This is a genomic window from Devosia sp. Micro-HW1, assembly GCF_056341075.1.
Genome location: NZ_CP094375.1, coordinates 2,180,009 through 2,206,444 on the forward strand (window position 1 = coordinate 2,180,009; position 26,436 = coordinate 2,206,444).

Genomic DNA, 26,436 nt, shown 5'->3' on the forward strand with positions numbered 1-26,436 from the left:
GCGACTCACCCTCGCTAAGGTCCGCCCCGAAAACTGTTTCGGGAGTCGCGTTCCATGTCGCAAGCCGCACAAAAGGGTCACAACCAGTTTGGCAATCTGCCGGTCTGGGATCTCGACGACCTCTATCCGGGCAAGGACAGTCCCGAATTCAAGGCCGCCCTGGAAGAGGCCAAGGCGCTGGCTGTCGCTTTCGAGACCAAATACAAGGGCAAGCTCGCCGGGCTGACGGCCGCAGGCAAGCTGATCGAGGCCATCAAGGACAGCGAGGTCCTTGGCGACCTCACCGGCCGCATCGGCTCGTTCTCCTTCCTTCAATATGCGCAGCGCTCGACCGATCCGGACCGCGCCAAGTTCATGGGCGATACCAATGAGGCGCTGACGGCGCTTTCCACCCGGGTGCTGTTCTTCGAACTCGAACTGAACCGCATTGCCGATGCCGATCTCGACGCGGCCCTCGACCAGGACCCCGAGCTTGCCCGCTACAGGACCTGGTTCGCCGACCTCAGGAAAGCAAAACCCTACCAGCTCGATGACAAGCTCGAAGAGCTGTTCCACGACAAGTCGGTCACCGCCTATTCGGCCTGGAACCGGCTCTTCGACGAGACCCTCTCCAGCCTCGAATTCGACGTCGATGGCGAGGTACTGAACCTGGAATCGACGCTGCACCTGCTCTCCGAAAAGGACGAGAAGAAGCGCGAGAGCGCCTTCAAGGCGCTGGGCAAGGTGCTCAAGGCCAATGGAAGGCTCTTCACCCACATCACCAATGTCCTGGCCAAGGACAAGGAAATCTCCGACCGCTGGCGCGGCTATGAGGACATTGCCGATTCACGGCACATGGCCAATTCGGTCGAGCGCGAAGTGGTCGATGCGCTGCAGACCGCCGTTCAGGCCGCCTATCCGCGGCTCAGCCATCGCTACTACAAGATGAAGGCGAAATGGTTCGGCAAGGACAAGCTCAATGCCTGGGACCGCAACGCCCCCCTGCCCACCAGCGACGAGCGCATCTGGGACTGGGACACGGCGGTCACCACAGTGCTCGACGCCTATGGACGCTTCTCGCCCGAGCTGGCCGATGTGGCAAAACCCTTCTTCAATTCGGGCTGGATCGACGCGCCGACCGGCAATGGCAAGCTCTCGGGCGCCTTCGCGCACCCGACCGTGCCCAGCGCTCATCCCTATCTGATGCTCAACTATCTCGGCCGCACCCGCGATATCATGACCCTGGCCCATGAACTGGGCCATGGCGTGCATCAGCGCCTCGCCGCAGCGCAGGGACCGATCCTCGCCAATACGCCGCTGACCCTGGCCGAGACCGCTTCGGTCTTTGGCGAAATGCTGACCTTCCGGGCCCTTCTCGACAAGACCACCGACCCCAGGCAGCGCTTTGCTTTGCTCTCGGGCAAGGTGGAAGACATGCTCAACACCGTGGTGCGGCAGATTGCCTTCTACACCTTCGAGCGCAAGGTTCACACCGCCCGCCGCCAGGGCGAGCTGCGCGCCGAGGAAATCAACGCACTCTGGCTCGAAGTGCAGGCGGAATCCCTCGGCGACGGCATCATTGCCAATGAAGGCTACGAGAGCTTCTGGGCCTATATTCCGCACTTCATCCATTCGCCCTTCTATGTCTATGCCTATGCCTTCGGCGACTGCCTTGTGAACTCGCTCTACGCACAGTATGAGAAATCCAGCGAAGGCTTTGCGGAGCGGTATTTCGAGCTTCTCAAGGCAGGGGGCAGCAAGCATCATTCCGAATTGCTCAAGCCGTTCGGGCTGGATGCAAAAGATCCCCAATTCTGGTCGCTGGGCCTCTCCATGATCGAGCGGCTGATCGACGAGCTGGAAGCCACGTCCCCCTAGGGCTACTTTCGGCGTAACACGAATAGACGACTATACTTTCGAGGACCTGATGGCCAAAACCCGCCCAGAACACCACCCCGCGCCGGTACTTGAATCCGCCATGGATTATGCCGAGCACGAAAAGACCTATAACGGCTTCATCACCGGGGTGAAGTGGTCGATCTACGGCACCGCAGCCCTGCTGGTGATCCTCTTCTTCGTGATCAATCCCTGATCCGACCAAGATAAGCAGGCACATGAAACGAGCCTGCCCGCTGGCAGGCGGGCAGGAGGGGTTTCAATGAAGATTGCCGTTTTGCGCGAACGGTTCGAGGGTGAAAGCCGCGTGGCGGCCACCCCTGAGACGGTCACCAAGCTGATCGGCCTTGGCGCCGAGGTGACGGTTGAAAAGGGCGCCGGCGAAGGCTCTCGCATCAGCGACCAGCAGTTCAGCGAAGCGGGCGCCAGCATTGGCGCCAACGGAGCCGAGACGCTCAAGGGCGCCGACATCGTGCTCTGCGTCCGCCGTCCTGCCGCTGCCGACCTCGCAGGCGTCAACAAGGGCGCGTTGCTGATCGGCGCCCTCGACCCCTATGGCAACGAACAGGACGTGGCCGCCCTCGCCAAGGCGGGCGTGGCGGCCATATCCATGGAGTTCATGCCGCGCATCACCCGCGCCCAGGTGATGGACATTCTCTCCTCCCAGGCAAACCTTGCAGGCTACCAGGCCGTGATCGAGGCGGCTGCAGTCTTCGAGCGCGCCATGCCAATGATGATGACCGCCGCCGGCACCGTGCGTCCGGCCAAGGCTTTCGTCATGGGCGCGGGCGTCGCCGGCCTCCAGGCCATTGCCACCGCCAAGCGTCTCGGCGCTGTTGTCTCGGCCACCGACGTGCGCGCCGCTGCCGGTGAGCAGGTTGAATCGCTGGGCGCCAAGTTCATCATGACCGACGCGCTGAAAGATGCCTCGGGCACTGGCGGCTATGCCCGCGAGCTGACCAAGGACGAGCAGGCGGCCCAGGCCGAACTGGTCGCCGGGCACATTTCCAAGCAGGACATCGTCATCACCACGGCGCTCATTCCGGGCCGGCCCGCACCCAAGCTGGTGACCAGGGCCATGGTCGAGAGCATGGCGCCCGGCTCGGTCATCGTCGATCTCGCCGCCGAACGCGGCGGCAATGTCGAATTGACGGTCAAGGACAAGGTGGTGGTCCACAATGGCGTGACCATAATCGGCCACTCGAACCTCGCCGCACACATCCCGACCACCGCCAGCCAGCTCTATGCCCGCAATCTCCTCTCCTTCATCGACACGCTGATCGACAAGAAGGAAAAGAAGCTCGCCATCAACTGGGACGACGAACTGGTCAAGGCCACAGTTCTCACGCGCGACGGCGCGGTCGTGCATCCCAATTTTGTGGCTGCGGCCCCTGTCGCCGTCCCCAAGGACGCGCCCAAGGCGCCCGCCAGGAGCGTCGAGGCCAAGGCCGCGCCAATCAAGACCGGTGCCGCCAAGAAGCCCGCGACCAAGCCCGCTGCCGTCAAGGCAGAACCGGCGCCGGCCAAGACTACATCCGCAAAGAAGGCGGCCGCACCGAAAAAGCCCGCAGCAAAGCCTGAAGCGGCTGTCGTCACACCTGTCGTCGCCGAACCTGCTGGAAAGCCCGCTGGCAAAAAGCCAGTCGCCTCCAAGGTGCCGGCACCTGCCAAGGTTGCGGCACCCGCCCAAGCCAAGCCCGCAGAGACCAAGCCCGCGGCAAAGAAGCCGGCCGCGAAAAAGCCTGCCGTCAAAAAACCGGCAGCAACCAAGGGGGACAAATAAATGGAAGCGATCGATCCGTTCACCTTCCGCCTCGCCATCTTCGTGCTGGCGATCTTCGTGGGCTATTTCGTGGTCTGGAGCGTCACCCCGGCCCTGCATACGCCGCTGATGAGCGTCACCAATGCGATCTCCTCGGTGATCGTGGTGGGCGCCCTGCTCGCCCTCGGCGTCACCTCGATTGCCGACACGAGCTGGCTCTCGAAAGCCTTCGGCTTCATCGCCCTGGTCTTTGCCAGCGTGAACATCTTTGGCGGGTTCCTCGTCACCCAGCGCATGCTGGCAATGTACAAGAAGAAGGGCTGACGCGATGATTTCTGCAGATATTGCAGCCCTTCTCTACCTCGTATCGGGCGTGCTGTTCATCCTCGCACTGCGGGGCCTCTCGAGTCCCAAATCGTCGCGCCAGGGGAATACCTTCGGCATGGTCGGCATGGGCATTGCCATCGTCACCACCCTGGCCGTGGCCCAGCCGGGCGACTGGTTCAACTGGGTGCTGATCGTGGGCGGTATCGCCATTGGTGGCGGCATCGGCGCCTACATGGCCCGCTCGGTCAAGATGACCGACATGCCCCAGCTCGTCGCTGCCTTCCACTCGCTGGTGGGCCTTGCGGCGGTCTTCGTGGCGGCAGCCGCGCTTTATGCGCCTGACGCCTTCCACATCGCCGAAGTGGTAGATGGTGTGATCGGCCATATCCATGCCCAGGCGCTGGTGGAAATGAGCATCGGCACCGCCATCGGCGCCTTTACCTTCACCGGTTCGGTCATCGCCTTCGCCAAGCTCAACGGCAATATGAGCGGCAAGCCGATCATCCTGCCCTTCCGCCACCTGATCCACATCGCCTTTGGCGTCGCCATCGTGGCTCTGGTCTGGGCCTTCACCGTTACCGGCAATCCGTGGCTGTTCTGGCTGATCACCATCCTCGCCCTCATCCTGGGCGGGTTGATGATCATCCCCATCGGCGGCGCCGACATGCCGGTCGTCGTCTCCATGCTCAATTCCTATTCGGGTTGGGCAGCAGCCGGCATCGGCTTCACCCTGGGCAATACCGCACTGATCATCACCGGTGCACTGGTCGGGTCCTCGGGCGCGATCCTCTCCTACATCATGTGCAAGGCCATGAACCGCAGCTTCATCTCGGTGATCCTGGGCGGCTTTGGTGGTGATGCCGCCGCGGCCGCCGGTGGCGCCGAGGATGACCGTCCGGTCAAGCAGGGCGCAGCCGACGACGCGGCCTTCCTGATGAAAAATGCCGGCAAGGTCATCATCGTCCCCGGCTATGGCATGGCCGTCGCCCAGGCCCAGCATGCCCTGCGGGAAATGGCGGACCTGCTCAAGAAGGAAGGCGTCGAGGTCAAGTATGCCATCCACCCCGTGGCTGGCCGCATGCCCGGGCATATGAACGTGCTCCTGGCCGAAGCCAATGTGCCTTATGACGAGGTGTTCGAGCTGGAAGACATCAATTCCGAATTCGCCCAGTCCGACGTCGCCTTTGTCATCGGCGCCAATGACGTGACCAACCCGGCCGCCAAGACCGACAAGTCATCGCCGATCTATGGCATGCCGGTGCTCAACGTCGAGGATGCGGGCACGGTGCTGTTCATCAAGCGCGGCATGGCGGCTGGTTACGCGGGCGTGCAGAACGAGCTGTTCTACCGCGACAACACCATGATGCTGTTCGGCGATGCCAAGAAGATGACAGAAGATATCGTCAAGGCACTTGGCCACTAACTCGGTGGCGGGAGACTCCAAAATTTTGGAAGCGCGGCCATGAGTGCCGCGCTTTTGTCATTCGCGCTGGCGAGCATCTTGATCGAGCTGACACCCGGCCCCAACATGGCCTATCTCGCCATCCTGTCGGCTGATCGCGGCCGGTTTGCCGGGCTTGCCGCCGTGGCCGGGGTCGCTCTCGGACTCGCACTGCTTGGCCTTCTCGCCATCTATGGGCTTGGTGCGCTGGTGCTCGAACAGCCCTGGCTGTACCAGACCCTGCGCTGGGCCGGCATTGCCTACCTGCTCTATCTGGCCTGGGAAGCGTGGCGCGACGCCCGAAAGCCCATCGGTTCGCTCGACCCGAATGAGGGCAAGTGGCGCTTTTTCCGCCGCGGGCTGATCACCAATCTGCTCAACCCCAAAGCGGCGCTGTTCTACGTGACGGTCATGCCCAGCTTCCTGTCCACCGCGACGACCAGCGAAGCACTCCTTTTCGCCTCGGTCTATGTCGTCGTCGCCACGGCGGTGCATGCAGGCGTGGTGCTGCTGGCCGGAAGCGTGCAACCGCTCCTGACCGAGCCGGCGCGGCGGCGAAGCATGGGTGTGGTCTTTTCCGTCCTGCTGGTCGGCATTGCCCTCTGGGTTGCCTATTCGACGGCTCGCTAGAGGTGGTTTCTTCAGTGGCGCACTTGTCCTAGTCTCGCCGGCGACCGGGAGGGGATCATGGCCAGATCAGCACGCAAGAACCCGCCTGCAAGCACGGCCGAGCCGATCAGGCGGCAGGCCATCGTCATCGTCCATGGCCAGGGCGAGCAGCGCCCGATGGGGACGATCCGCGATTTCGTGCAGGTCCTCTGGCAGGACAATCCGCAGCTCGACACTGCGACGGAAGCCCATAAGCGGCCGCGCCCCATCTGGATCGTACCCGATGACAAGAGCGGGCTCTACGAATTGCAGCGCATCACCACGCCCGAGCACAATGGCCGCCGCTCCGATTTCTTCGAGCTCTACTACGCCGACCTGCTCAACGCGACGCCGGTGCGCAACCTCTGGCGCTGGATCCGCCGCCTGCTCTGGATCGATCCCGCCTATGTCCCGGTGCATATGCGCTGGCCCTGGGCGGTCTTCTGGGTGCTGACCATATTTGCCGCGGCCAGCGCTCTGGGGGCCATCCTGGCGCTGCCGCAGGTGCTCGACATCAACTGGTACGACCACTTCTTCTCCGACGCGGCCCGCCGCGGCCACATCATCAGCCTTGTTGGACTCGCACTCATCCTGCTGCCGAAATTTTTCAGGCCCCTTGCCTTCATCAGGCGCCTGCCGCGCCAGATCATGGTGCTGATCATTGCCGTGGGCATTCTCGACAGCTTTGGCTGGAACGGGCATGTGGCCAACCTGATGTTCCTTGGGACCATGGCCTATTTCGCGGGCACACTGCTCCTGCCCTATTTCGGCGACGCGGCCAGCTACCTCTCGGCCCAGACGGAAACCGTGCAATCGCGCCAGGGCGTCCGCAATCGGGGCCTCGCGCTCCTCAAGGCGCTGCACGAAGACCCTGAATATGACCGGGTGATCCTTATCGGCCATTCGCTGGGCTCGGTCCTCGCCTATGACCTCCTGCACATTCTCTGGCGTGAAGTGGGCCCGACCAAGGACAACCCGCCCGGCCCGGAAGCGGTCGCCGCCTTTGCGGCGCTTGACGCCTTTGTCGCCACCGCGCCGAAGGACACTTGGCCCCCTGAGACGGTGCAGGCCTACCAGGCGCTGCAATGGAAGCTGTTCGACACCTTGCGCGCCCAGAAGGGCAAGGCGGGGACAGCGGACCTTTCGGGCTGGAAGATTTCCGATCTCGTGACCCTGGGTTCTCCGCTCTCCAGCGCAGAGTTCCTGATCACCGACGGCCAGGACGACTTTGCGCGCATGAAGATCGAGCGCGTCCTGCCGACCGCGCCGCCCCAGAATTATGACCAGAGCCATGGCACGCTCTATCCCGACGCAGCCAAGGGCCAGGTGGCCCATCATGCCGGGGTATTTGCGGCGGTGCGCTGGACCAATCTCTATGATCGCTCCGATTCCCCGCTCTTCGTGCTGGGCGACGCGATTTCGGGACCGCTATCGGGAGACGAGCGCTTTGGCCCCGGAATCTGCGATGTCAGGGTCGAGATCACCTGGGGACAGATGGGCTGGCGCCTGTTTACACACAATCTTTACTGGACCGATACCGCAACCGCGGGCGAGCCGCCTTCCGCCCATGTGACCGCCTTCCGCGACGCTGTGGGGCTCGAGCGTCGCCACGCATAGCCAGCTCGCCTAGTAATGCGGCGGCGGCCTTTCGGTCGCCGGGTCGGCGATAAAACTGCCCGAGCGCATCTGTTCTTCCAGCATTGACAGTTTCTTGGTCAGAAGATCGATGATTTTCCACTGCTCGGTCAGTGCGGCATTGAGCTCTTCAATGGTTTGATCCTGAAAGGCGATCCGCGTTTCCAGCGCGTCGATCCGCTCGCTGTGATCCATGTCAGCCAAGGCGTTTCCTTTTTGTTTACCCATCGAAACAGGTGGGGAATCTGCACTCCCGTGCGTCCTAGTGTAGCACAAGAGGGTTGACGCATACGGAACCTGTTACCGCGTCGGGGGATTGTTCTGGCAACAAAACGACACTGGGAGCCGTTCGATGGCCACCACTGCAAGCTTCGACATTGCCCGCCACGACCACGCCGCGACCCGCGGCAAGCGCGACAGCATCCTCGCCTTTTTCGCCCTGACCGGCCTGCCCGTCGGCCTGTTCGGCCTCGCCAATCTGGGCGGTGAAGCGCTCGGCATTCTTCCGCTCTACTTTTCGCCGTTTGGCCTGCCGGGTTGGTTCGGCGCCGTGGCGCATCTTGTGCAGCTTGCTCTCCTGGGGAGCGCCTATTGGGCGCTGACGCAGCGCGACCTGCATGCGAGCGGCCGCTACTGGCTGGTGGCCCTGATCGCCGCCTATATCGCCCTGCCCTTCATCACCCCGCCGCTCGACTCGCTGAGCCTCAGCATCCTGTGCACCAGCCTATTCCTGCTGGCGATCGCCACAGCGACCCGCGTCGGGGCCACGTCGCCGCTGGCCGGCTGGCTGATGGCACCGATGCTGGCCGTTGTCGGCCTCAGCTCCGTCATGGGTCTGGTTATTGCCGCCGCCTATGCTCCGCCCTTTGCCCTGATGCAGGCCCACCACGCGGCGCCCGCCGCCTGACCATTCCAGCGTCGGGCGACTACCCCGGTACCGTCCCACGGTTACCTCCAGGTACCCTCTTGCCACCTCTCGTCCGGAAAGCCATCTGGACGGGAGGTTTTCGTTTCGGAGTGCATCATGCCCAAGCTGCTCAAGATCGACGTTTTCACCGACGTGGTCTGCCCCTGGTGTCTGGTCGGCTCGGCGCGACTCGATTCTGCGCTCGCCAACCTGCCCGACGATGTCGAGGTGGAGGTGGAAAACCACCCCTTCTATCTCGATCCCAGCGTCCCGCCCGAAGGCGTCGATGTGGGGCAGATGCTGGCCGAGAAATATGGGCGGGATCCAAAGGAAATGTGGGCCCGCGTCGAGGGCGAGGCAGCCAAGGCCGGCATCACGCTCGACCTCAGCCAGCAGCCGCGCATGTTCAATACCGCCAAGGCCCATACGTTGACCCGGCTCTCCAAGGCCAATGGCAACCAGCACGAACTGGCCAATGCCATTGCCGAGGCCTATTTCCTTGGCCATCGCCAGATCAATGACGACAATGTGCTGGTCGACATTGCCGCCGACTTTGGCTGGGATCGCGGGGATGCGCTCGATGCCATTAACGACCAGACCGAACTCGACATCACCGCGCAGCTGGCCACCAGCGCCGCCCAGCAGGGCATTCGCGGCGTACCCTTCTTCGTTTTCGGCGAGAAGTATGCCCTCTCGGGCGCCCAGCCCGACGAGGTCTTTGCCCAGGCGCTCGAGAAGACCATTTCCGAACTCTGACACCAATGCGCCACCTGCTATGGTGGCGCGTCCAGCCCTGTCAGGATTCGTCTGTTGAAACTGCTTTCCCGCCTGCTGCTCGCCCTCCTCCTCTTGGTCATTGCCGGTTACGGGGGCGTCGTCGCCTATATGTATTTCAACCAGCGCGCGCTGCAGTACAGCGCTCAGGGCGAGGTTTTCTCGCTGTCGGATACAGACCTGGCCGACGCCCAGGATGTGGCGATTGCCAGCGACGGCTCCGTGGTCAACGGCTGGTACCAGCCCCCGGCGTCCGGCAAGCCGGTCATTCTCTACTACAAGGGCAATTCCAAGAGCTTTTCGGAAGAACATGAGCGCTACGAGCAGTTCGTCGCCGACGGCTATGGCTTTCTCGCCTTCGACTATCGCGGCTTTCCCGCCTCGCCCGGCGAAATCTCGGAGACCAATATCCTGACCGACGCCATTGCCGCCTATGACTGGCTCGATAACCAGGTCGATGGCCCGATCCTGATCTGGGGTCGTTCACTGGGCTCGGGTCCCGCGACCTATGTCGCCAGCCAGCGCGATGCTGCCGCCCTCTTGCTCGAAACGCCCTTTCTCTCGGCCGTTACGGTCGCCGCCGAGCGCTACCCCATCCTGCCGGTAAGCCTCGTCATGCAAGACCAGTTCCGCAACGATCTCTGGATCAAGGATGTGACCGAGCCGGTCCTCGTGGCCCACGGCACGGCCGACCGCACCATCGGCGTCACCAATGGCGAGCGGCTCCATGCCCTCGCCCCCAATCCGGCCGAGCTCTGGATCGTCGAAGGTGCCGACCATTCCGATCTCTGGGATGCCGGCATCTGGAGCCGTGCCGAACCTTTCTTCAAGGCAGCAGCTGGCCCGTGAAACCGCCCCGCATGCTGGGCATGTCGCCCCGGCGCACCGCCATTATCGGTGGCCTCATGGTCACGACCGGGCCGCTGAGCCTGACGCTCTACGGTCCGGCCCTTCCCTCCATGGTGACCGACCTTGCCACGTCGGATGCCGGCGGCAAGCTGACCATGAGCGTCTATTTTGCCGCCTTTGCCCTCTCGCAGCTGATCTGCGGCCCCCTGTCGGACCGGTTCGGCCGCCGCTGGGTGGGCATTGGCTTCTTTGCCATCTATGTGCTGGGCTCGCTGGTCGGCGCCTTCGCGCCGACCCTGGAAGTGCTGTTGCTGGGACGCCTGCTGCAGGGCTTTGGCGTTTCGGCGGGCGTCGCGCTGTCGCGCGCCATGGTGCGTGACCAGTTCGTCGGCATGGATGCCATCCGCATCCTCACCATGGTCAACCTGATCCTTACCGTGGCCCCGGCCATCTCCCCCACCCTGGGCAGTATCATCCTGCTCCTTGGGTCGTGGCACCTGATGTTCCTGGTCATGGCGGGATTTGGTCTCGCCATCATCGCGCTGCTCAGTTTCGGCGCCCGTGAGACCCTGCCGGAAACTGCGCGCACGCCTCTCAATCCCGGCACGATCCTCGCCAATTACGGGCGTCTCCTGGCCGCGCCCGATTTCCTGCTGCCCGCTCTGGTCCTGGCCATGGCCTTCGGCGGCTTCTATGGATTCTCGGCGCTGCTGCCCTTCATTCTCATCGATGCCATCGGGCTGACGCCGTTCCAGTTCGCGATGGCCATGCTGATCCAGACGGGCTCCTTCATCACGGGCAACGTGCTGGCGGGCCGGCTGGCGCGCAATCTCGATGGTCCGAAACTGATCCTTTTGGGACTGGTCTTCCTGGCTCTGGGCGGGCTCGGCTTTGCGGTACTGCCCCGGCTTTTCCCCGATGCGGTGCTGGCCACCATGGCGCCGGTAAGCCTCTGGATGCTGGCGCTGGCCGCCATCGGCCCCAGCGCCACCGCCAGCGCCATGGCGCGCTATGGGCACATTGCCGGCTCGGCGGGGGCGCTGACCGGTTTCTTCCAGATGGGTGGCGGCTTTGTCGCCTCGCTGCTCGCCATCTCGCTGTTTCCCGACGCCCGGCAGGCCATCTCGACGCTGCTGCCGCTCCTGGCCGCATCAGGCATTGCCACTGCGCTGCTGCACCGGCGCCTCTATCCCGGGCAATAGAAAACGCCGCCCCGCGAGGGACGGCGTCAAATTCTTCACGCTGTTGGCGCGCGTCTTAGCTCGGACGACCCGGAGCGGCAACGATACCGCCTTCACGCTGAGCGCGCTTGCGGGCCAGCTTGCGGGCGCGGCGCACGGCCTCGGCCTTCTGGCGAGCCTTCTTCTCAGAGGGCTTCTCGTAATAGTTGCGCAGCTTCATTTCGCGGAAAACGCCTTCGCGCTGCAGCTTCTTCTTCAGTGCGCGCAGCGCCTGGTCAACATTGTTATCGCGAACGACTACTTGCAAAGGTCAACCGCCCTTTCAAAGCTATGCAATCTGTGTGGATGGAAGCGTTGCGGCCAAATGGCCACCCCGCCGACCAGCTGAACCGGTCACCGTGGCGGGCTCTATAGCCCATCAATCTGCACCTGTCCACACTGGCCGCATGAAAAATGCAGGCATCTTGTGGGTTTTCGACTCCCCGGCTACCCCTGTTCCGCCCAGCAACGGAGAGCACCATGTATCAGCCCGTCGTCTTCCTGCCCGGACTCATCTGCGATCAGCGGCTGTGGCGCGACGTCATCGATGGCCTCTCGGGCAGCATTGCGCCCATGGTGGCGGATCTGAGGCTCGACGATTCCATCGCCGCCATGGCCGCAAGGACCCTTGCCGCCGCGCCCGAGCGCTTTGCCATGGCGGGCCTCTCCATGGGTGGATATGTCGCCCTCGAAATCATGCGCCAGGCACCTCAGCGCGTCACCCATCTGGCCCTGTTCGACACCTCGGCCCGTGCGGATACCGAGGAGCGCCGCGAAACCCGCCGCAAGGGCATCGAGATGATTGGCCAGGGCAAGTTCATCGGTGTGTCCAGGGGCCTGCTTGGCCAGCTCGTTGCCCCGCATCACCTGGGCACGCCGCTGGCCGAGGACGTGCAGGCCATGTCCGAACGCGTGGGACCTGACGCCTACATTCGCCAGCAGAAGGCGATCATGAACAGGATCGATTCCGTGCCGCATCTGAAGGATATTGCCGTTCCCACCCTGGTCGGCGTCGGAGTCCTGGACAAGATGACCCCGCCAGAACTGGCCGAGGAAATGGCCGCTGGCATTGCGGGTGCAGAGCTGGTGACCTTTCCTGATGCAGCGCATCTGCCGACGATGGAGAACCCGGCGCCGGTGGTCGAGGCGATGCAAAGGTGGCTGGGAAGATAGAGAGCCTGCCTTTCCTTCTCCCCTAAGGGGAGAAGGGGGCTCCGGGAGGGCTCAGCCCCGCACGATCTTATTGATATGCCCCATTTTCCGGCCCGGCCTTGCTTCCGCCTTGCCATAAAGATGCGGTTGCGTGTCGCCGTCTAGGCCAGTGGGGACAATGTCCACCTCGTCGCCGACAAGGTTCTGCATCACCACATCGGCCATGCGGCGCGGGTCGCCGAGCGGCCACCCGGCAATGGCGCGGATATGCTGTTCGAACTGGTCGGTGAGACATACCGCCTCGGTCCAGTGCCCGGAATTATGCACGCGCGGCGCGATCTCGTTGACCAGCAGGCCCGGCTTCTCGCCGCCGGTGACGAAGAACTCCACGCCCAGCACGCCCACATAGTCGAGCGCCACGACAATGACCTTGGCCAGCATGGCAGCATGCTTCTCGATGCCCGGTGGCACATTGGCCGGCACGGTCGAGGTATAGAGAATATGATGGCGATGTACATTCTCGGCCGCGTCGAAGGCGCGCACCGTGCCATCGAGCCCGCGCGCCACCACCACCGAGATTTCCTTTTCGAAGGGCACGAAGCCTTCGAGCACCAGCGGATGCGGCTTCAATTCATTGAAGGCCCCTTCCGCATCTTCCGGCTCGCGCAGCACCCGCTGCCCCTTGCCGTCATAACCAAGCCGCGTGGTCTTGAGCACAGCCGGCAGCCCCAGCTCGGCCACGGCCTGGTTGAGGTCGTCGAGGCTGTGCACGGCACGGTACGGCGCGACGGGAATATTCTTGGACGCGAGAAAGCCCTTTTCGAGGAGGCGGTCCTGCGAAATGGCCAGGGCATTGGCGCCGGGCCGGAGCGGTTTTATGCCGGCCAGCACTTCGGCCGTGGCCGCCGGGACATTCTCGAACTCATAGGTGACGACATCGACCTGCGCGGCAAAGGCCTTCAGCGCCTCGACGTCTTCATAGGCGGCGACGGTCTTCAGCGGTGTCACATCGAAGGCCGGGCTCTGCGGATCCGGGCAATAGATGTGACTTTTAAGACCAAGCTTTGCCGCCGCCAGTGCCAGCATGCGGCCCAACTGCCCCCCGCCCAGGATGCCGATGGTGGAGCCGGGAGCAAGGATCGTGGACGTGTCGGTCAAGGTACTACTCGAGGTCGGACGGGAACTGGGGCACGGACTGGGTCTGGCGGGCGCGATGCGCATCGAGCCGCTCGGCCAGGTCCTCATCATTGAGGGCCAGCACGGAAGCGGCAAGCAGCGCCGCATTGATGGCGCCGGGCTCGCCGATGGCCAGCGTCCCCACCGGAATACCGCCGGGCATCTGCACGATGGAATAGAGACTGTCGAGACCATTGAGCGCCTTGGAGCGCACCGGCACCCCGAAGACCGGCAGCGAGGTCATGGATGCGATCATGCCGGGGAGATGTGCGGCCCCGCCGGCGCCGGCAATGATGATCCTGATCCCCTCGGCGCGGGCATTGGTGGCGAAATCCACCATGCGCTCGGGCGTGCGATGCGCAGAAACGATGCGCGCCTCATATTCCACGCCCAGATTTTCGAGGGTTTCGGCACACAGCCGCATGGTGGGCCAGTCCGATTGGCTGCCCATGACGATGGCGACCGGTGGCTTGAGCATGGCGATTCCCCCGTGCCGCTCCGCAAAGCGCGCAATTAGCCCAATTCTCGCCACAACTCAAGGCAGCCAGAAACGTCAGGCGATGATGTCGGGCAAGAGAATATTCTCCAGCTGGACGATCCGATCCTTGAGCGAAAGCTTCCGCTTTTTGAGGCGCTGGATCAGCATCCGGTCGGCCATCTGCGATTGCAGCAAGGTGTGGATGGCAGCGTCAAGGTCCGAGTGTTCCTGACGTTTTGTCGCCAGTTCCAGCCCCAGCTGGGCTTCCTGTTCCTTGTTCAACTGCAACATGGGTGACCGGCGCAAAGAGGCATCGATTATCTCTTGGTTAGCCCATCACAGAGAGTTTTGCATCTGAATTTCGACGACCCGGAATCGGGCGTCGACAAAGCATGAAATATTTGTGACGATACCTTTGTCCAACACGCGGAAAGGACTTGTCATGACGACTGAAGGCCACATCGCAGCGCTGGAAAGGCGCCATCAGGAACTGGACCGGATGATCCAGTCGGAAATGCAAAACAGGCAGGCCGACGACCTGATGGTATCAGCGCTGAAGCGGAAGAAGCTCGAGGTGAAGGACGAACTCTACAAGCTCCAGGGCGCCACGCGGCAATAAGGCAGCACAGATAATCATCGAACGTTCTGGAGGGTCACGGCTTTTGCCGCGGCCCTTTTTCATGCCCTTACTCGGCCGATCGCGTGCAAAATTCGGTAGGCTTAACATCCTCTTAAGGAGCCGGGGGCATCGTTTATCCCAAAACGGCACAACACGATTCGTGCCAGTAGACAGAGGTTTTGGGCCCTATGACGCGTGTTCTGGTGGTGGATGATGATCCGGTGCAATTGCGGCTGACCGCAGAGATTGCCAACCGGGCCGGCTTCAAGCCGATCACCGCTACGGGCGGCGAGCAGGCGCTCGACATCCTGCGCCAGGACAACCAGCTTGGCGCCATGATCCTCGATCTGGTCATGCCCGATCTCGATGGCATGTCGGTCATGGAAATCATGCGCAAGGAGGGTCTGACCACCCCTGTCATCATCCAGACCGCCAATGCCTCGCTCGAAACCGTCGTCACCGCCATGCGCCAGGGCGCGGCCGACTATTTCGTCAAGCCGGTTTCACCCGAACGTCTCGTCATCTCGCTGCGCAATGCCATGAAGCTTGACGCGCTCGAAGCCGCCATCCGCTCCGAGCAGGCGCGCAGGGCCGGCACGTTCTCGCGCAAGGACATGATCGCCTCGGCACCCAGCATGGCGCGGGTCATCACCCTCTGCGCCAAAGCCGCCAAGAGCACCATTCCCGTGCTGATCGAAGGCGAGACCGGCGTCGGCAAGGAACTGATCGCCCGCATCATCCAGGGCACCGGCGAACGCGCCGGCAAGTCTTTCATCACCGTCAATTGCGGCGCCATCCCGCCCAATCTGGTGGAGTCGGTGCTGTTCGGCCACAAGAAGGGGGCCTTTACCGGCGCCCATGCCGACCAGATCGGCAAATTCGCCGAGGCCCATGGCGGCACCCTGTTTCTCGACGAAGTGGGCGAGCTGCCGCTCGAGACCCAGGTCAAGCTGCTGCGGGCATTGCAGGAGGGCGAGATCGAGCCGGTCGGCGCGACGCGTCCCGAAAAGGTCAATGTGCGGGTGATCTCGGCCACCAACCGGCGTCTGCTCAATCTCGCCAAGTCAGGCGAGTTCCGCGAAGATCTGTTCTATCGCCTCAATGTCTTTCCCATCTACGTGCCGCCCCTGCGCGAGCGCCGGGAAGATCTGCAGGCCCTGGTCGACCATTTCATCGCCCGCTTCTCGGCCGAGGCCGGCAAGCGCGTGCTGGGCGCTTCGGCATCAGTCATGGACCTGCTCAACGCCTATGACTGGCCGGGCAATGTCCGCCAGCTCGAAAATACCGTCTATCGGGCCATCGTCCTCAGCGACGGACCGTTCCTCGAAACCCAGGATTTCCCGCAGATCATCGCCCAGTCGGCCGGTCGCGAAGAGGCCTTGCGTGCGGTCGAGAAGCTCCCCGCGCCCAGCCAGCCCGTGCATATCGACGCTGCCGTCGCCCGACAGCGTCCCGAGCCCGAGGCCCTGCCGACGAGGGACAGATTCCTGTCCGACAGCGGCGAGCTGCATGCCCTGGCTGATATCGAACGCGAGGCCATAGCCTTTGCCATCGCCCATCACGGCGGACGCATGTCGCGGGTCGCCCGTGCCCTCGGCATCGGCCGCTCGACCCTCTATCGCAAGCTGCATGAATACGGCATGGCCGAGGGGCTCATCAACGACGCGGCCTGAGAGACAAGGCCATTTCGCAAACTGCACGCGTTAACCTTGTTCCTTACCGAGCCGTTAAGGGATTGGCGGCAATTTGCGCCTTGAACTTAACGACGAGGCCATCATGAGACTGTCCCTTATCGCCCTTTCCGCCCTGCTGCTGGCCTCGGCTAACGCACAGGCCGCCGACCTCAATGCCTGGGGCAACACTGCCAGCCCCTCGCCGATCTATTCGCCGACCAGCGTTGCCCAGTGGACCGGATTTTATGCCGGCGTCAGCGGCGGCTATGCCTGGGGCACCACGGTTAACACCCCGGCTCTCGCCGGTGGCGTCACCGACAACAATGCCTCGGGTTGGACCCTGGGCGGCCAGGCCGGCTACAACATGGATATGGGTGGCTTCGTGCTGGGCGGCGAAGGCGACCTGCAATGGGCCAATATCGGCTATCAGGAAAACATCGCCGGCGGCACCTTCGAGGCAAAGACCGACTTCTTCGGCACGCTACGCGCCAGAGCCGGTGTCCCGATCGGCCAGGTCATGCCCTATGCCACCCTCGGCGTTGCCTATGGCCGTGGCTCGGCCACCGTCGACACGGGCATCACCTCCACCAGGACCGCCAACCATTTCGGCTGGACGGCCGGCGTGGGTCTCGAGGCCCAGGCCACGACCAACCTGTCGTTCAAGGCGGAATATCTCTATGTCGACCTCGGCACCCAGCCCTATAACGGCCTGCCCTCCGTCGGCGATCGCGACATCGGCCAGCGCTTCTCGGTGGTCCGCGCGGGCCTGAACTACAAGTTCTAGGCCCCGGCCCAGCGCCGAAGACAAAGGCGGCGCTGTTCCCACCGGGAGCAGCGTCGCTGCATTTTTAGAAGGCGTCCCAATCCGCCGACAGGGCGGTGTTGCCGAGAGCGCGCGGCACTGCCCGGCGGGCCTGCTGTGGCCGGCGGACCGTCTCCGCCGGCACCGAGCCGTCGACCTGGAAGACCTCGACGATGCGGTCGAGCTCGGTGGCCTCGGCCTCGGTCTGCTCGATGGCGGCATTGGTCTGTTCCACCAGAGCCGCATTGTGCTGGGTCATTTCGTCCATCTGCCGCACGGCCACGGACACTTCCTCAAGCGACACGGCCTGTTCGCGATTGGCCTGGGCGATGGTGTCGATCAGCACGGCACTGTCCTCGGCCCCGGCGAGAATGTCGAGCAGCACTTCGGCAGCGCGCGAGACGAGCTGGGTGCCGTTGCGCACCTCGTTGGCGCTGGTCTCTATCAGCGCCTTGACGTCCGAGGATGCCTGCGCGGCTGACTGCGCAAGCCGCCGCACTTCCACGGCCACGACGGCAAAGCCTTTCCCTGCTTCACCCGCGCGCGCCGCTTCCACCGAAGCATTGAGGGCCAGCAGATTGGTCTGGAAGGCGATGTCGTCGATCAGCCCGATAATGTTGGAAATCTTGGACGACGACGCTTCGATGGCGCCCATTGCCCCTGTGGCGGCGGTTATCGCCTGCCCGCCGCTGGTGGCGCTCTCGGCCACGCTGCGGGCCTTCTGGCTAGCTGTCGCGGCGCGGCGGGCATTGTCGGCCACGGCGGTGGTCAGATGCTCGATGGCTGCGCTCGACTGTTCGATGGAAGCGGCCTGCCTTGTGGTGCGATCAGCCAGATCGTTGGCGCCCGAGAGGATTTCTCCGGTCGCGGTCTTGAGCGCACGCGAGGTGTGCTGAAGCTGCCGCACCATGGTGCCCAGGCGCTCCGACACACCATTGGTGTCCTGCTTGATCTGGTCGAATTCGGGGTCAAGCTCTGCCGTTACCCTGGTGGTGAGGTCACCCCGCGCCACATCCTGAAGCACGGCGCCGGTCGCCGTGACCGCCGAGCGAATCTTCTGCTGCGCCGCCAGTTCGGCATTGTGGGCATCATGCGTCAGCCGGTCGAAATAGGCCGAAATGCCGATATCGATGTCGAGCATGATGGCCTTGATGACCGTGACCAGCGAAGCTGTCATCTCGGCAACATCGGCCATGACCTCGGCCGGCTCACGCGGCACCATGCGCCCGAAGCGCCCCCTGGTGGGCTTGAGGGTTTCGGCCATGCAGTCAGCCACAATGCCGCTGATCAGCGTTTCCATGATGAGGCCATAGCCCCCGATATGCCAGCGCGGTTCGAGCCCGATCCGCGCATGCACCAGCCCCACCTTGCTGCTGGCCTCGTAATAGTCGGCGTCGAACTGGCCGGAGGCGATCGCCTGCCAGTGCTCCACCTGCTTGCCCTGGGCGCGATTCATTTGCCCCTTGCCATCAAAGAACTGCGCCACTTCGGGCACGGTGGCGATATGGGCATAAAAGCGTTCGAGCGCCGGTCCGAGATGTTTCTCGATCTGAGGCTGGATACGCGCCAGACGCGCGCGCGCCGCCGCGTCGAGGTGAACAAAATCCAGCCGCGACTGCAGCTGATCGTGGGAACTGGGAGTGGTCAAGAGGGTGCTTCCGCTACGTTTCAGGCCCTATGATCCACCGGCAAGTCGTCCATCTTGATCTGGATCAATCAAGACTGGAAACTGATACGTCTTGGTTAATTTTGCGTTCCCGCACGAGCCCCGGAACACGAACACGCACCCCTGCCCGCCCGGCCGTTCCTTATGAAATCCTTACGCCGTCCCGGCCCATTCCGAATGGAAACCTCACGGCAGGAGGGCGCATAGCGAGGCTCCACTTTGGAGGCTCAAGCCATGCTCGATTTCCTGTTCATTCTGCTCGGCGCCGGCACGCTTGCTTTGCTCGCGGCCTATGCGCTGGCGCTCAACCGGCTGTGAGGATTCCATGCTGATCTTCGCCTTTGCCATCGCCCTAGGCCTGGCCGCCTATCTCCTCCTGACGCTGCTGCGTCCGGAGCGGTTCTGAGCCGGAGACGTCCCATGACCACTACCGGATGGCTGCAGATCGGCTTCGTGCTGATCGCAGTCCTTTTGCTGACCAAGCCACTCGGGCTCTACATGGCCCGCGTCTTTGCCGGAGAGCGCACCTGGCTCTCGCCAATCCTCGTCCCGATCGAACGGGGCCTTTACCGCCTGGCCGGCATTGGCCCGGACAGGGAACAGTCCTGGCTCGTCTACACCATGGCCGTCCTGGCCTTCAGCCTTGCCGGCTTTGCGGCGCTCTATGCCATGCTGCGCCTGCAGCAGTTTCTGCCGCTCAACCCGCAGGGCTTTGCCGGCATGCCGCCGGATCTGGCCTTCAACACCGCAGTCAGTTTTGTCACCAATACCAACTGGCAGAACTACGGTGGCGAAACCACGCTGAGCCATTTCAGCCAGATGGCCGGCCTCACGGTGCAGAACTTCCTGTCGGCCGCGTCAGGCATGGCCGTGGCCATCGCACTGACCCGCGCCTTTGCCCGCTCGAACGTGTCCGAGCTGGGCAATTTCTGGTTCGATATGACCCGCGCCACCCTCTATGTGCTGCTGCCCCTGGCCATTGCCGTCGCGCTGGCCTTCGTGGCGCTCGGCCTGCCGCAGACGCTCGATGCCGGTTTCGTCGCCACCACCATCGAGGGCGGCCATCAGACCATTGCCACCGGCCCGGTTGCCAGCCAGGAGGCCATCAAGCAGCTCGGCACCAATGGCGGCGGCTTCTTCAACGTCAACGCCGCCCACCCGTTCGAGAACCCCAATGCCTTTTCGAACTACCTCAACATAACAGCCATGCTCTCGATCTCGCTGGCCCTGGTCTACAGCTTCGGCCAGCTGGTTGGCAGCCGCCGCCAGGGCTGGGCGCTGATCGCGGTCACCATGGTCCTGCTCACATCAGGTATCGGCGGGGTCTATTGGGCCGAAACCGCGGGCAATCCGCTGCTCCATGCTGTGGGCGTCGAGGCGTTTCAAGGCAATATGGAAGGCAAGGACGTCCGCTTCGGCCAGGCCATGACCGCGCTCTATGCCGCCGTGACCACCGGCCTTTCCGATGGTGGCGTCAACGCCATGCACACCTCGCTCACTCCCTTGGGCGGCATGGTGCCCATGTTCCTCATGCAGCTTGGCGAAGTTCTGCCCGGCGGCGTCGGATCGGGTCTTTACGGCATGGTGGTCTTTGCCATTCTCGCCGTTTTCGTTTCTGGCCTCATGGTCGGCCGCACCCCGGAATTCCTGGGCAAGAAGATCGAGGCGCGCGAGATGAAGCTGGCCATGCTGGCCATTCTCATCCTGCCGCTGGCCATTCTGGGCTTCACCGCCATCTCGGCCACCGCCACTTTTGGGGTCAGCTCGATCCTGACGGCGGGCCCTCATGGCCTCAGCGAAATCCTCTATGCCTTCACCTCGGCAGCCGGCAATAACGGCTCGGCCTTCGGGGGCCTGACCGGCAATACGCAATGGTACAACACCACCCTTGGCATGGCCATGCTGCTGGGGCGCTTCGCCTATATCGTGCCGGTCCTGGCCATTGCCGGATCGCTGGCCGCAAAGCCGCGCGTGCCCGTCTCATCCGGGACCTTCCCCACCGACCGGCCACTGTTTGTCGGCCTTCTCATCGGCATCATCCTCATCATGGGCGGCCTGCAATTCTTCCCCGCCCTCGCTCTCGGACCGATTGCCGAGCATTTCGCCATGCTCGCCGGCCAGAGTTTCTAGGAACGTCTCATGTCCACATCAGCCAAACCCGTTTCCGTCTTCAGTCCGTCCATCCTTCTGCCGGCACTGCGTGACGCCGTCGCAAAACTCGACCCGCGCCAGTTGATCCGCAATCCGGTGATCTTCGTCACCGAGATCGTGGCGATCCTGGTCACCGCTGTCGTCATCGAGGATGTGGTCACCGGCAATGAGAGCGTGGCCTTTTCAGGCCAGATCGCGCTCTGGCTTTGGTTCACGGTGCTCTTCGCGACATTTGCCGAGGCCGTCGCCGAGGGCCGGGGCAAGGCACAGGCCGAGAGCCTGCGGCGATCCAAGACCGACCTCATCGCCAAGAAGCTGCTTTTCCCCGAAAGGGCCGGCGACCGCGCATCCGAAGTCATCCCTGCCGCAAGTCTTAGGGTCGGGGACGTCGTCATCGTCGAAGTCAACGACATCATCCCTGGCGATGGCGAGGTCATCGAAGGCGTTGCCTCGGTCAACGAAAGCGCCATTACCGGGGAGAGTGCCCCCGTCATCCGCGAGGCCGGTGGCGACCGCTCGGCCGTGACCGGCGGCACGGAGGTGATTTCCGACTGGCTCAAGGTGCGCATCACCACGCGGCCGGGCGAGGGTTTCGTTGATCGCATGATCGGGCTCATCGAGGGCGCCCGGCGGCACAAGACCCCCAACGAGATTGCGCTCTCGATCCTGCTTTCGGGCCTTACCCTGATCTTCATGATAGTCGTCGTGACGCTCTATGGCCTCGCCGCCTATTCGGGCACCGAACTGCCGGTTGCGGTCCTGGCCGCCCTCTTGGTGACGCTGATCCCCACCACCATTGGCGGCCTGCTCTCGGCCATCGGCATTGCCGGCATGGACCGGCTGATCCGCTTCAATGTCGTGGCGACGTCCGGCCGCGCCGTGGAGGCGGCCGGCGACGTCGACACCTTGCTGCTCGACAAGACCGGTACCATCACCTTCGGCAATCGCATGGCCTCAGAGTTCATCCCCGTGAACGGGATCAAGGAGCAGAACCTGGCCGAGGCCGTGCTGCTGGCCAGCCTTGCCGACGAGACCGCCGAAGGCCGCTCCATCGTGGCCCTGGCCCGCGACGACTATCGCGTGACCGAGCCGGTTCACGCTGCCCGGGCCACGACCTTCATTCCCTTCTCGGCCCAGACGCGCCTCTCCGGCGTCGATGTCGAAGGCCGCCGCATCCGCAAGGGGGCGGTGGATGCCGTGCTGCGCTTTGTCGGCCTCGACAAGGCCCAGGCCGGCGCCGATTTCAACAGGGCGGTTGATACCATTGCCCGCTCCGGCGGCACCCCACTGGCCGTGGCCGAAGCCGACCAGCTGCTGGGCGTCGTGCACCTCAAGGACGTGGTCAAGCCCGGCATCAAGGAGCGCTTTACGGCCCTGCGGGCCATGGGTATCCGCACCGTCATGGTCACCGGCGACAATCCGGTCACGGCCGCCGCCATCGCCTCGGAAGCCGGGGTCGATGACTTCATCGCCGAGGCCACGCCGGAAGAAAAGCTCGACTACATCCGCCGCGAACAGACCGGCGGCAGGCTCGTGGCCATGTGCGGCGACGGCACCAATGACGCGCCCGCTCTGGCCCAGGCCGATGTCGGCGTCGCCATGCAATCGGGCACCCAGGCCGCGCGCGAGGCGGGCAATATGGTGGACCTCGGTTCCAGCCCCACCAAGCTCATCGAGATCGTCGAAATCGGCAAGCAGATCCTGATGACGCGCGGTGCGCTGACCACCTTCTCCATCGCCAATGACGTGGCCAAGTATTTCGCCATCATCCCGGCTTTGTTCGTGGCCAACTATCCGGGCCTCAACGCCCTCAACATCATGGGCCTCACCTCCCCGCAATCGGCCATTCTCTCGGCCGTCATCTTCAACGCCATCATCATCGTGGCGCTGATCCCGCTGGCCCTTCGCGGCGTCACATACCGTGCGGTCGGCGCCGCGGCGCTGCTGGGCCGCAATCTGCTGGTCTATGGCCTTGGCGGGCTCGTCGCCCCCTTCCTCGGCATCAAGCTGGTGGACATGGCCGTCGTGGCGCTGGGCATCATCTAGGAGTTCATCATGATCAATCAGCTTCGCCCCGCCATCGTGCTGACCCTTGCCTTCACGCTCCTGACCGGCATTGCCTATCCACTTGCCATGACCGGTATCGGCCAGGCCGTTTTTCCGGATCAGGCCAATGGCAGCCGGGTCGAGCGCGACGGCGTGCTTGTCGGCTCGGCGCTGATCGGCCAGTCCTTCACGGCGCCGCACTATTTCTGGTCGCGGCCGTCGGCGACCGGACCCGAGCCCTACAATGCCGGCGCCTCCAGCGGCTCCAATTTCGGTCCCACCGATGCAAGGCTGGTCGAGCGCACCGCCGCAACCATTGCGGCATCCGGTTCACCCACTTTGCCGGCCGACGCCGCCACTGCCTCCGGATCAGGGCTCGACCCGCATATCACGCCGGAAAATGCCGCCCGGCAGGTCGAGCGCGTTGCCGCCGCCCGCACTGTGGAACCCGCCGCGCTGCAGGCCATTGTTGATCGCATGACGGAGCGGCCCGTCTTCGGTATATTCGGCGAACCCCGCATCAACCTGCTCGCGCTCAATCTGGCGCTCGATCAGGAGACGCCTCCGGCGAGGTAGAATGACCCTGGCTGCAAACGAAAATCGGCCCGACCCCGAGGTCTTGCTGCAGCTTGCCTCGCGCGAAAAGCGCGGCAAGCTCACCATCTTCCTGGGCATGGCGCCCGGTGTGGGCAAGACCTATGCCATGCTCGAGCGCGCCCGGGCCCTCAAGTCCAAGGGCCAGGACGTGGTCATCGGCCTGGTCGAAACCCATGGTCGCTCGGAAACGGCTCACCTGGCCGAAGGGCTTGAAACCCTGCCGCGCGCCAATGGCGCCGGGGCCTATGGCGAGCTCGACCTCGACGCGGCCCTCGCCCGCCGCCCGCAACTGCTGATCGTCGACGAACTGGCCCATTCCAACCCCGAGGGCGCGCGCCACCCCAAACGCCACCAGGACATTGCCGAAGTGATCGGCGCGGGCATCGACGTCTGGACCGCGCTCAATATACAGCACCTGGAAAGCCTCTCCGATCTCGTGGCCCGCATCGCCGGCGTGCCGGTGCGCGAAACCGTGCCCGACATCGTGCTCAAGCAGGCCGACGACGTCATTCTGGTCGATCTGCCGCCGAACGAACTGATCGAACGGCTCAAAGCCGGCAAGGTCTATCTGCCCGACAATGCGGGGCGGGCGCTGGATGGCTTTTTCCAGCCCACCACGCTGACCGCTCTGCGCGAACTCAGCCTCCGCCGCGCCGCCGACCGCGTCGACGACCAGATGGTCGATTTTCTGCGCCAGGCCGCCATCGAAGGACCCTGGGCCACCGGCGAGCGATTGCTTGTCTGCGTCGGGCGCGATGAAAGCGCCGAACGCCTCGTGCGCGAGGCCAGCCGGCTCGCCTCGGGCCTCAATGCCCGTTGGACCGTGCTGACCCTCTCGCGCAGCCACGGCATGCCCCCCGGCGCCGCCACCGTGGATCGGCTCGAAGCCACACTGCAACTGGCCGAGCGACTTGGGGCGCAGATTCGCCGCGATACCAGTGACGATTTCGTCGAAGCCATAATCAAGGCGGCGCGGCGTGAAAACGCCACCCAGATCATCGTGGGCCGCAGCGCCCGCCGCTTCCGCCTGCGCCCTTCCCTGCCCGACGCCCTCCTGCAGCAGGCAGGCGATATCGGCGTCCATATCGTGCCGCTTGCCGCCACGAGGCCACAGCCGCGCCGGCGACGGAAGAGTGGCCTGCCCGAATGGCTGCTCACCTTTGCCCTGCCGGTCCTGACCGTCGGCGCGACGACGCTGCTCGGCCTTGGCCTCTCGGCCGTTGTCGCCCTGCAGAACCTGGCCATGCTCTACCTTGCGGCCGTTCTGCTGCCGGCCGTTTTTGCGGGACGGTTCTCGGCGCTGATCGCCTCGGCCCTGTCCTTCCTGGCCTACAATTTCTTTTTCATCGAGCCCACCGGGCGCCTGACCATCGCCCAGCCCGAGGAAGTGCTCTCGCTCGCCATTTTCGTGGTCGTCGCCCTCGCCGCCGGCCAGCTGGCGGCCAGCCTGCGCCTCAGCGTCGAACGCACCCGCCGCCAGGCCAGCCAGACAAGGGCGCTCCTCGACTTTGCCCGCAAGATGTCGGGCGCCTTCGGCTATGAGCAGGTGGTCGAGACCATTGCCAGCCACCTGCAGGGTGCCCTCAAGCGGTCCACCATCGTGCTGGTGCCCGACGAAACCGGGGAGCTTGAAATGGCCGCCACCTGGCCACCCGATCAGGAACTGGACGCCGCGGCCATGACCGCCGCCCGCTGGGCCGCCGACAAGCGCGAGCCCGCCGGCTTCCTCACTGCGACATTGCCACAGGTGCCCTATCTCCTGCGCCCCATCCAGTCCGGCCAGCGCGTATTGGGCGTTATTGGCCTTGCCATGCGCCACGAGGACGGCCCGCCTTCCGAGGACGACCAGCGCACCATCGACGCCCTGATCGAGCAATCCGCAATTGCCCTCGACCGGGCCCGCCTCACCCGCGAGATTACCAGCGCCTCGGTGGCCCGCGAGGGCCAGAAGGTTCAGGGCGCCCTGCTCTCCTCGCTCTCTCACGACCTGCGCACCCCGCTGGCCAGCATTACCGGCGCCGTCACCACGCTGCGCCAACTGGGTGAGCGCATGTCGCCGGAGAGCCGGGACGATCTGCTCCTGTCCATCGAGGAGGAATCGGATCGTCTCAACCGTTTTGTCTCGAACCTGTTCGAAATGAGCCGGATCGAGGCCGGCATTGCCTCGGTGCGCCTGTCGCTTGTCGATGTCGGCGCCACCATTGCCGGCGCTGTCGCCCGCGCCGAACGCGTGCATGCCGACCTCGAGGTTCAGGTCAGCCTTGCCGAAGAGCTGCCGCCGGCCTCGGCCGATGCGGCGCTGCTGGAACAGGTCCTGTTCAACCTGCTCGACAATGCCGCCAAATATGCCGGCGAAGAGCCGGTGGCCGTCTATGCGCGTGCCGAGGCGCAGGACATTGTCATCGCCGTCACCGATCAGGGCAAGGGCATTGCCGAAGACGAGCTCGAGCGGATTTTCGAGAAATTCTATCGCCGTGCCAAGGGCGACGGGCGCCAGGCCGGGACGGGCCTGGGCCTTGCCATTGCCCGCGGGTTCGTCACCGCCATGGGCGGCACGATCCGCGCCGAAAGCCCGGCCTTGCGCCGGCGCGGCACCCGCTTCATCGTGCGCCTGCCCCGCGCCGGAGAATAGCCCGCG

26 protein-coding genes are annotated in these 26,436 nt (G+C 64.1%); 20 read left to right on the top strand and 6 right to left on the bottom strand.

Annotated features, from left to right (window positions below; translation table 11 throughout):
* Positions 1–54 precede the first annotated feature (54 nt).
* From MQW79_RS10345 to MQW79_RS10375, 7 genes are all read left to right on the top strand, one after another.
* Positions 55–1,857 (top strand): M3 family oligoendopeptidase, encoded by a 1,803-nt coding sequence (locus MQW79_RS10345; protein ID WP_476584408.1) that lies wholly within the window; start codon positions 55–57, stop codon positions 1,855–1,857.
* A 49-nt stretch (positions 1,858–1,906) separates the two neighbouring features.
* A complete protein-coding gene (locus tag MQW79_RS10350; protein WP_476584409.1) occupies positions 1,907–2,071 on the top strand; it encodes an aa3-type cytochrome c oxidase subunit IV in 165 nt (54 codons plus the stop codon).
* A gap of 66 nt (positions 2,072–2,137) precedes the next feature.
* On the top strand, positions 2,138–3,658 hold the full coding sequence (locus MQW79_RS10355; RefSeq protein ID WP_476584410.1) for a Re/Si-specific NAD(P)(+) transhydrogenase subunit alpha: 1,521 nt from the start codon (positions 2,138–2,140) through the stop codon (positions 3,656–3,658).
* Positions 3,659–3,961 (top strand): proton-translocating transhydrogenase family protein, encoded by a 303-nt coding sequence (locus MQW79_RS10360; protein WP_476584411.1) that lies wholly within the window; start codon positions 3,659–3,661, stop codon positions 3,959–3,961.
* Positions 3,962–3,968: 7 nt separating this feature from the next.
* Complete coding sequence (locus tag MQW79_RS10365) at positions 3,969–5,387, top strand: NAD(P)(+) transhydrogenase (Re/Si-specific) subunit beta (RefSeq protein ID WP_476588217.1); 1,419 nt, start codon at positions 3,969–3,971, stop codon at positions 5,385–5,387.
* Between the two features lie 39 nt (positions 5,388–5,426).
* On the top strand, positions 5,427–6,035 hold the full coding sequence (locus MQW79_RS10370) for a LysE family translocator (protein WP_476584412.1): 609 nt from the start codon (positions 5,427–5,429) through the stop codon (positions 6,033–6,035).
* Between the two features lie 57 nt (positions 6,036–6,092).
* Entirely contained in the window at positions 6,093–7,670 is a 1,578-nt protein-coding gene (locus tag MQW79_RS10375; protein ID WP_476584413.1) for a hypothetical protein, read from the top strand.
* A gap of 9 nt (positions 7,671–7,679) precedes the next feature.
* Here MQW79_RS10375 and MQW79_RS10380 read toward each other — a convergent pair whose 3' ends face one another.
* Positions 7,680–7,883: a SlyX family protein gene (locus tag MQW79_RS10380; RefSeq protein ID WP_476588218.1), complete on the bottom strand. Its 204-nt coding sequence runs from the start codon at positions 7,881–7,883 to the stop codon at positions 7,680–7,682.
* Positions 7,884–8,040: 157 nt separating this feature from the next.
* Here MQW79_RS10380 and MQW79_RS10385 point away from each other — a divergent pair, with 157 nt between their 5' ends.
* The 4 genes from MQW79_RS10385 to MQW79_RS10400 all read left to right on the top strand — a co-directional run bounded on the left by MQW79_RS10385 (position 8,041) and on the right by MQW79_RS10400 (position 11,420).
* The gene (locus MQW79_RS10385) at positions 8,041–8,595 is read left to right on the top strand and encodes a hypothetical protein (RefSeq protein ID WP_476584414.1); all 555 of its coding nucleotides are present in this window, start codon (positions 8,041–8,043) and stop codon (positions 8,593–8,595) included.
* A 117-nt stretch (positions 8,596–8,712) separates the two neighbouring features.
* On the top strand, positions 8,713–9,351 hold the full coding sequence (locus MQW79_RS10390; protein WP_476584415.1) for a DsbA family oxidoreductase: 639 nt from the start codon (positions 8,713–8,715) through the stop codon (positions 9,349–9,351).
* Between the two features lie 54 nt (positions 9,352–9,405).
* Entirely contained in the window at positions 9,406–10,218 is an 813-nt protein-coding gene (locus tag MQW79_RS10395) for an alpha/beta hydrolase (RefSeq protein ID WP_476584416.1), read from the top strand.
* Positions 10,215–11,420, top strand: a complete 1,206-nt coding sequence (locus MQW79_RS10400; protein WP_476584417.1) for a multidrug effflux MFS transporter — start codon at positions 10,215–10,217, stop codon at positions 11,418–11,420. The genes MQW79_RS10395 and MQW79_RS10400 overlap by 4 nt, the downstream gene beginning before the upstream one ends.
* 55 nt (positions 11,421–11,475) lie before the next feature.
* On the opposite strand, the gene rpsU is transcribed toward MQW79_RS10400, so the two are convergent.
* Entirely contained in the window at positions 11,476–11,706 is a 231-nt protein-coding gene (gene rpsU, locus MQW79_RS10405) for a 30S ribosomal protein S21 (RefSeq protein WP_086470604.1), read from the bottom strand.
* A gap of 212 nt (positions 11,707–11,918) precedes the next feature.
* On the opposite strand from rpsU, the gene MQW79_RS10410 reads away from it, so the two are divergent.
* Entirely contained in the window at positions 11,919–12,611 is a 693-nt protein-coding gene (locus tag MQW79_RS10410) for an alpha/beta fold hydrolase (protein WP_476584418.1), read from the top strand.
* Positions 12,612–12,662: 51 nt separating this feature from the next.
* On the opposite strand, the gene MQW79_RS10415 is transcribed toward MQW79_RS10410, so the two are convergent.
* The 3 genes from MQW79_RS10415 to MQW79_RS10425 all read right to left on the bottom strand — a co-directional run bounded on the left by MQW79_RS10415 (position 12,663) and on the right by MQW79_RS10425 (position 14,535).
* Positions 12,663–13,748: a 5-(carboxyamino)imidazole ribonucleotide synthase gene (locus MQW79_RS10415; RefSeq protein ID WP_476584419.1), complete on the bottom strand. Its 1,086-nt coding sequence runs from the start codon at positions 13,746–13,748 to the stop codon at positions 12,663–12,665.
* Positions 13,749–13,752: 4 nt separating this feature from the next.
* Entirely contained in the window at positions 13,753–14,244 is a 492-nt protein-coding gene (gene purE, locus MQW79_RS10420; RefSeq protein ID WP_476584420.1) for a 5-(carboxyamino)imidazole ribonucleotide mutase, read from the bottom strand.
* Positions 14,245–14,319: 75 nt separating this feature from the next.
* Positions 14,320–14,535 carry a YdcH family protein gene (locus tag MQW79_RS10425; protein ID WP_476584421.1) on the bottom strand — a complete coding sequence of 72 codons (216 nt, stop codon included), beginning with the start codon at positions 14,533–14,535 and terminating at the stop codon, positions 14,320–14,322.
* 151 nt (positions 14,536–14,686) lie between these two features.
* On the opposite strand from MQW79_RS10425, the gene MQW79_RS10430 reads away from it, so the two are divergent.
* The 3 genes from MQW79_RS10430 (at position 14,687) to MQW79_RS10440 (ending at position 17,320) form a co-directional block, all read left to right on the top strand.
* Positions 14,687–14,863 carry a YdcH family protein gene (locus MQW79_RS10430; protein WP_198877988.1) on the top strand — a complete coding sequence of 59 codons (177 nt, stop codon included), beginning with the start codon at positions 14,687–14,689 and terminating at the stop codon, positions 14,861–14,863.
* Positions 14,864–15,051: 188 nt separating this feature from the next.
* Positions 15,052–16,536, top strand: a complete 1,485-nt coding sequence (locus MQW79_RS10435; RefSeq protein WP_476584422.1) for a sigma 54-interacting transcriptional regulator — start codon at positions 15,052–15,054, stop codon at positions 16,534–16,536.
* 103 nt (positions 16,537–16,639) lie between these two features.
* Positions 16,640–17,320: an outer membrane protein gene (locus tag MQW79_RS10440; RefSeq protein ID WP_476584423.1), complete on the top strand. Its 681-nt coding sequence runs from the start codon at positions 16,640–16,642 to the stop codon at positions 17,318–17,320.
* Positions 17,321–17,384: 64 nt separating this feature from the next.
* Here the strand turns inward: MQW79_RS10440 and MQW79_RS10445 are convergent, their stop codons facing one another.
* Entirely contained in the window at positions 17,385–18,986 is a 1,602-nt protein-coding gene (locus MQW79_RS10445) for a methyl-accepting chemotaxis protein (protein WP_476584424.1), read from the bottom strand.
* 310 nt (positions 18,987–19,296) lie between these two features.
* On the opposite strand from MQW79_RS10445, the gene kdpF reads away from it, so the two are divergent.
* Genes kdpF through MQW79_RS10470 form a run of 5 tightly spaced genes read left to right on the top strand, consistent with a single transcriptional unit; the run spans position 19,297 to position 26,430 of the window.
* Positions 19,297–19,410, top strand: a complete 114-nt coding sequence (gene kdpF / locus MQW79_RS10450) for a K(+)-transporting ATPase subunit F (RefSeq protein ID WP_476584425.1) — start codon at positions 19,297–19,299, stop codon at positions 19,408–19,410.
* Positions 19,411–19,424: 14 nt separating this feature from the next.
* Positions 19,425–21,134 carry a potassium-transporting ATPase subunit KdpA gene (kdpA, locus tag MQW79_RS10455; RefSeq protein ID WP_476584426.1) on the top strand — a complete coding sequence of 570 codons (1,710 nt, stop codon included), beginning with the start codon at positions 19,425–19,427 and terminating at the stop codon, positions 21,132–21,134.
* Positions 21,135–21,143: 9 nt separating this feature from the next.
* Entirely contained in the window at positions 21,144–23,201 is a 2,058-nt protein-coding gene (gene kdpB, locus MQW79_RS10460; RefSeq protein ID WP_476584427.1) for a potassium-transporting ATPase subunit KdpB, read from the top strand.
* 9 nt (positions 23,202–23,210) lie between these two features.
* Positions 23,211–23,777, top strand: coding sequence for a potassium-transporting ATPase subunit KdpC (gene kdpC, locus MQW79_RS10465; RefSeq protein ID WP_476584428.1), 567 nt, complete (start codon positions 23,211–23,213; stop codon positions 23,775–23,777).
* A 1-nt stretch (position 23,778) separates the two neighbouring features.
* Complete coding sequence (locus MQW79_RS10470) at positions 23,779–26,430, top strand: ATP-binding protein (protein ID WP_476584429.1); 2,652 nt, start codon at positions 23,779–23,781, stop codon at positions 26,428–26,430.
* Positions 26,431–26,436 lie beyond the last annotated feature (6 nt).

What these genes read in the sequence shown, in the direction of transcription:
- MQW79_RS10370 (WP_476584412.1), top strand. Translation starts at nt 5,427, where the DNA reads ATGAGTGCCGCGCTTTTGTCATTCGCGCTGGCGAGCATCTTGATCGAG.
- kdpA (WP_476584426.1), top strand. Translation starts at nt 19,425, where the DNA reads ATGACCACTACCGGATGGCTGCAGATCGGCTTCGTGCTGATCGCAGTC.
- MQW79_RS10345 (WP_476584408.1), top strand. Translation starts at nt 55, where the DNA reads ATGTCGCAAGCCGCACAAAAGGGTCACAACCAGTTTGGCAATCTGCCG.
- MQW79_RS10425 (WP_476584421.1), bottom strand. Translation starts at nt 14,535, where the DNA reads ATGTTGCAGTTGAACAAGGAACAGGAAGCCCAGCTGGGGCTGGAACTG.
- MQW79_RS10375 (WP_476584413.1), top strand. Translation starts at nt 6,093, where the DNA reads ATGGCCAGATCAGCACGCAAGAACCCGCCTGCAAGCACGGCCGAGCCG.
- kdpF (WP_476584425.1), top strand. Translation starts at nt 19,297, where the DNA reads ATGCGCTGGCGCTCAACCGGCTGTGAGGATTCCATGCTGATCTTCGCC.
- MQW79_RS10360 (WP_476584411.1), top strand. Translation starts at nt 3,659, where the DNA reads ATGGAAGCGATCGATCCGTTCACCTTCCGCCTCGCCATCTTCGTGCTG.
- MQW79_RS10390 (WP_476584415.1), top strand. Translation starts at nt 8,713, where the DNA reads ATGCCCAAGCTGCTCAAGATCGACGTTTTCACCGACGTGGTCTGCCCC.
- MQW79_RS10470 (WP_476584429.1), top strand. Translation starts at nt 23,779, where the DNA reads ATGACCCTGGCTGCAAACGAAAATCGGCCCGACCCCGAGGTCTTGCTG.
- MQW79_RS10410 (WP_476584418.1), top strand. Translation starts at nt 11,919, where the DNA reads ATGTATCAGCCCGTCGTCTTCCTGCCCGGACTCATCTGCGATCAGCGG.
- kdpC (WP_476584428.1), top strand. Translation starts at nt 23,211, where the DNA reads ATGATCAATCAGCTTCGCCCCGCCATCGTGCTGACCCTTGCCTTCACG.
- MQW79_RS10380 (WP_476588218.1), bottom strand. Translation starts at nt 7,883, where the DNA reads ATGGATCACAGCGAGCGGATCGACGCGCTGGAAACGCGGATCGCCTTT.
- MQW79_RS10430 (WP_198877988.1), top strand. Translation starts at nt 14,687, where the DNA reads ATGACGACTGAAGGCCACATCGCAGCGCTGGAAAGGCGCCATCAGGAA.
- MQW79_RS10440 (WP_476584423.1), top strand. Translation starts at nt 16,640, where the DNA reads ATGAGACTGTCCCTTATCGCCCTTTCCGCCCTGCTGCTGGCCTCGGCT.
- MQW79_RS10385 (WP_476584414.1), top strand. Translation starts at nt 8,041, where the DNA reads ATGGCCACCACTGCAAGCTTCGACATTGCCCGCCACGACCACGCCGCG.
- MQW79_RS10350 (WP_476584409.1), top strand. Translation starts at nt 1,907, where the DNA reads ATGGCCAAAACCCGCCCAGAACACCACCCCGCGCCGGTACTTGAATCC.
- MQW79_RS10435 (WP_476584422.1), top strand. Translation starts at nt 15,052, where the DNA reads ATGACGCGTGTTCTGGTGGTGGATGATGATCCGGTGCAATTGCGGCTG.
- MQW79_RS10355 (WP_476584410.1), top strand. Translation starts at nt 2,138, where the DNA reads ATGAAGATTGCCGTTTTGCGCGAACGGTTCGAGGGTGAAAGCCGCGTG.
- purE (WP_476584420.1), bottom strand. Translation starts at nt 14,244, where the DNA reads ATGCTCAAGCCACCGGTCGCCATCGTCATGGGCAGCCAATCGGACTGG.
- kdpB (WP_476584427.1), top strand. Translation starts at nt 21,144, where the DNA reads ATGTCCACATCAGCCAAACCCGTTTCCGTCTTCAGTCCGTCCATCCTT.